Annotated in this window: 4 protein-coding genes and 1 tRNA gene; all 5 read right to left on the bottom strand. The window is 45.1% G+C overall.

The genetic code is table 11. The annotated features are described in order from the left end of the window. Nucleotides 1-193 precede the first annotated feature (193 nt). Nucleotides 194-270, bottom strand: a tRNA-Met gene (locus ACTF5U_RS07890). 53 nt (nucleotides 271-323) lie between these two features. Next, on the bottom strand, nucleotides 324-1,730 hold the full coding sequence (ntrC, locus tag ACTF5U_RS07885) for a nitrogen regulation protein NR(I) (protein ID WP_438971089.1): 1,407 nt from the start codon (nucleotides 1,728-1,730) through the stop codon (nucleotides 324-326). Then, on the bottom strand, nucleotides 1,720-2,793 hold the full coding sequence (gene glnL, locus ACTF5U_RS07880) for a nitrogen regulation protein NR(II) (protein WP_438971088.1): 1,074 nt from the start codon (nucleotides 2,791-2,793) through the stop codon (nucleotides 1,720-1,722). Before glnL ends, ntrC begins: the two co-directional genes overlap by 11 nt. A gap of 183 nt (nucleotides 2,794-2,976) precedes the next feature. Then, nucleotides 2,977-3,549, bottom strand: coding sequence for a DUF4124 domain-containing protein (locus tag ACTF5U_RS07875; protein ID WP_438971087.1), 573 nt, complete (start codon nucleotides 3,547-3,549; stop codon nucleotides 2,977-2,979). A gap of 88 nt (nucleotides 3,550-3,637) precedes the next feature. Then, nucleotides 3,638-4,456 (bottom strand): type I glutamate--ammonia ligase (gene glnA, locus ACTF5U_RS07870; protein WP_438971086.1); only part of this gene is annotated, 819 nt, incomplete at its 5' end.

Here is a 4,456-nt window from a genome sequence, read left to right as displayed (position 1 = left end):
TGTGGGCTGGTTTATTAGATTTTTTTGTAGCGAGGAGAAATAGATTTGAAATACCGAATTAAGTACAGCGGTTTCGATTAAGGTTTATGCAGGGAGAGAAATATCCCTTCAAGGTCATTAAAAATGTGTTGGTGACTTAAAACACATTTGATTTTATTAATCTCCCCATGCGATATCTTGTATTAGATATCGATGGTAGCGGGGGCTGGATTTGAACCAACGACCTTCGGGTTATGAGCCCGACGAGCTACCAGGCTGCTCCACCCCGCACCTGATTAAGCTGTGCATTATACATAGCCACCTATACCCATGCAAGGGGCAATCTAACTCTCTTTTAATTTACGTGTCAGAGTGTTTCTTCCCCAGCCTAAAAGCTTAGCTGCTTCCTGTCTTTTACCCGCTGTTTTCTCTAATGCAACTTCCATTAAAAGCTGCTCTATCAGGGGCACAACGTCAGCTAAAACTCCTTCTTGACCCGATAGCGCTTTACTTGCTGCCCATTGGCGGAATAGCTGTTGCCAGTCCCCCCCCTGCATACCATTGCCATCTGAATGCTCGGTTGAGAGTTCAACCGGAAGGTCATCCATCTGAACCACTTGACCAGGAGACATAACCGTCAACCAGCGGCAGGTGTTTTCCAATTGGCGCACATTACCCGGCCATGGCATTTGAGACAGATACATTTCAACATCTGACGCTACAGACTTCGTCGCCATGTCTAATTCTTTGGCCGCCTTATTCAGAAAGAAACCAACCAGTGCAGGAATATCCTCTCTACGCTCACGCAAAGATGGAATATGAATACGGATAACATTCAGGCGATGAAATAAATCTTCACGAAAATCGCCGCGCTCGACCAATTTCTCTAGATTTTGGTGAGTAGCAGCGATAATACGGACATCGGCTTGCACCCCACTGTGACCACCAACACGGAAAAATTCGCCGTCTGATAGAACACGCAACAGACGGGTTTGCAACTCAATCGGCATATCACCGATTTCATCAAGAAATAATGTACCGCCATTTGCTTGTTCAAAACGGCCTTTACGCTGCACATGTGCGCCGGTAAAAGCACCTTTTTCATGACCGAAAAGCTCAGACTCAAGTAACTCTTTTGGAATCGCAGCCATGTTAAGTGCGATAAAGGGGGCCTGTCGCCTCGGGCTATGCCGGTGAAGCGCTTGAGCTACAAGCTCTTTACCTGTGCCCGATTCACCGTTGATAAGTACTGTAATATTAGAACGTGCCAGACGACCAATCGCTCTGAAAACTTCCTGCATCGCAGGTGCTTCACCGACAATTTCAGCTCCGATGTTCGTGTCCTCAACCGGACTATTATCCTGTTCGCGGCTATGAGTAATCGCTCGCTGTGCCAGTTCTACCGCTTCATCAACATCAAATGGTTTTGGCAGATACTCAAATGCACCACCTTCATAGACTGACACTGCGCTATCAAGGTCAGAATAAGCTGTCATGATAATCACTGGCAGCGCAGGGTAACGTTCCTTGATCTCTGATAACAGTTGGAGTCCGTCTATGCCAGGCATTCTGATATCACTAATCAATACATCTGGCGCTTCCTCACGTCCTTGTTTTAATTCGTGTAATACCACATCAGCGGTTTCAAAAGCCCTTACGGTGATATCCACAGCTTCCAGTGCTTTTTGTAACACCCATCTTATGGATCGATCATCGTCGACAATCCATGCTATCGCTTTACTAGCGTTCACGTCCTAACTCCAAAGGAAATGTAACTGAAAAAATTGTCTGCCCCGGCTGGCTATTACAGGCGATCATACCGCCATTTTGGTGTACCAGATTTTGTACCAGATACAAGCCCAATCCCGTGCCATCAGCACGACCTGTAACCAACGGGTAAAACAAACTATCTTGTAATGTGATGGGAATGCCTGGCCCGTTATCTTGAACTTCAACCAGCAGGCCCAGACGGTAATATCGCTGCTCAATGGTAAGATTCCGTTGTATTCGCGTCCTGAGCGTGATGAGACCGGAACCATTCATTGCCTGTACTGCGTTACGCACAATATTAAGAAATATTTGAATCAACTGATCGAAGTCAGCATAGAGATCAGGGATACTGGGATCATAATCAATTTTGAACTTGAGCCTTTCATCGACTTCAATATCAACCAGCTGTCGCACATGTTGCAGCACTTCATGAATATTAGTGTCTTTCTTTTCCGGATGTTGGTTCGGACCTAACATGCGATTCATCAGATTTTGGAGACGATCCGCCTCCGTGATGATGATTCGCGTATATTCTTTCAAATCTTCCGAATCGAGCTGACGCTCCAATAACTGAGCAGCGCCTCGTAAGCCGCCCAGCGGATTTTTAATTTCATGTGCCAATCCGCGGACAACCTGCTGCTGTGTATGCAGGTTCTCATCACGATTGATCCGTTGTTGATAATCCAGCTGAGATAATTCCAGAATCACATAGGCCTGATCGGTATCCAATACTTTCATTGAGCAATCAACCAGAATCTCACCACTTGCTGGCAGAAACAAATGAACTTCACGCTCAATGAGAGCCTGACCTGTGGCGATAACTCGGTTTAAAGAGCTAATCAGGCGCTTTTCACCCGGCAGCAATGTCTGCAGAGGGATATACTCAGCCTGACGCTGGCTGATTTCAAACAAAATTTCGGTTGCTGTATTAATATTGCAGACACGCAGAGACGTATCTAACACCAGAACAGCGGTCGTCAGATTTTCCAACACATCGTTGCTGGCAATGGCGTCGTAACTCATGGTGGAAACACTCATATACATGCTCAGCTGTTAGCAAAAAACGCTCCAAAAATACGCATTTTGTATCTCTAGACAGCTAAGCTATTGATAGATAGGGAAAGACAAAGTTTAAAACAGAACAAATAAAGATTTATCGCTCTTCGTAACGCTTAATATAGCATTAATTCGAATCAATTTCGCACCATTTAGGTGCAATGAAACCAGCTAAGGTGACGCGTTGGTATTTTGATTGTTCTGAATGGAGTTACGGTGAAGATGAAATATGACTGAAGCCTGATCTGTCAGTGCAGAGCCGTTCTTATCAATCACTTTTGCTGACAAGGTGTGCGTGCCACGATCAAGGTTATCCAACTGGACTGCGGTAGTGGCCTGACGAGCAATCTCTGTACCATCGAGTGACAAGACAATCATATCGCCCCGCTCAGGATCTAAGGCTGGTTCAAGTACCATGCTGACGGATACATCACCATTGTTTACCCAGATACTCTCATCATCGGCAGGTGAAATGATTCTTAACTGATAGTCGGGCACTTCAGAAGCTGAATCTTCGTTGTCTTCATCATCAGGCGACAACCTCAAAATATCTGCTTCGGATTGTGACGCTTCAACCGGCGTATACGTCGTAGGCGCAGGTAAGTCGATAGTTTCAGCATCAGCATGTGGTTCATCAGAATAAACCACATTACCGTTGTCATCCACCCAACGATAAACCTCAGCGTTTACTGGTAACGCTAAAGTAAAGAACAACAACCATAAAATTTTCATAATCTGAAGCATAGGACAGTCCTCAACTATGCGCAATACCCAGCCATAAAAAAAGCGTCCCGAAGGACGCTTTTTTATCTGTCTTTGTATAGAGTGAGAATTAGACGCTGTAGTACAGATCGAATTCTGCTGGGTGAGTTTCCATACGCAGACGGGTCACTTCTTCCATTTTAAGTTCAATGAAGCCGTCAATCATATCATCGGTGAATACGCCACCGGCTGTCAGAAATTCGCGGTCATTATCCAAGGCATCCAATGCTTGGTCTAATGAATGACAGACTTGTGGAATGGAATTCGCTTCTTCAGCAGGCAAATCATACAAATCTTTATCCATTGCATCACCAGGATGGATTTTGTTTTTAATACCATCCAGACCCGCCATCAAAAGAGCTGCGAACGCCAAGTATGGGTTTGCAGTTGAGTCAGGGAAACGCACTTCAATACGACGGCCTTTTGGATTATTAACAAAAGGAATACGGATAGAAGCACTACGGTTACGTGCTGAATAAGCCAGCATGATTGGTGCTTCAAATCCCGGAACCAGACGCTTGTAGCTGTTTGTTGAAGAGTTAGTAAACGCGTTCAATGCTTGCGCATGCTTGATAACACCACCGATGTAAAACAGTGCTGTTTCAGACAAACCGCCATACTTGTTACCTGAGAACAGGTTTTCACCGTCTTTAGACAAAGACATATGAACGTGCATGCCGTTACCGTTATCACCTACCAGTGGTTTAGGCATGAAAGTCGCCGTCTTGCCGTAGGCATGAGCGACATTATGAATAACATATTTCAGTTGTTGAACTTCGTCAGCTTTTTTCACCAAAGTGTTAAATTTCGAACCGATTTCACATTGACCGGCAGTCGCAACTTCATGGTGATGCACTTCAGTAACTTGACCCATTTCTTCCAGGGTCAG

The sequence above is a fragment of the Methylophaga sp. genome, from assembly GCF_965655755.1.
GTDB lineage: Bacteria > Pseudomonadota > Gammaproteobacteria > Nitrosococcales > Methylophagaceae > Methylophaga.
The sequence above is the reverse complement of the archived record's forward strand: the minus strand, read 5'-3'. Positions and strand labels throughout refer to the sequence as shown.

Bases quoted from the DNA above. Each gene is read 5' to 3' on its own strand.
- glnL (WP_438971088.1), bottom strand. From the start codon at position 2,793: ATGTATATGAGTGTTTCCACCATGAGTTACGACGCCATTGCCAGCAAC.
- ACTF5U_RS07875 (WP_438971087.1), bottom strand. From the start codon at position 3,549: ATGCTTCAGATTATGAAAATTTTATGGTTGTTGTTCTTTACTTTAGCG.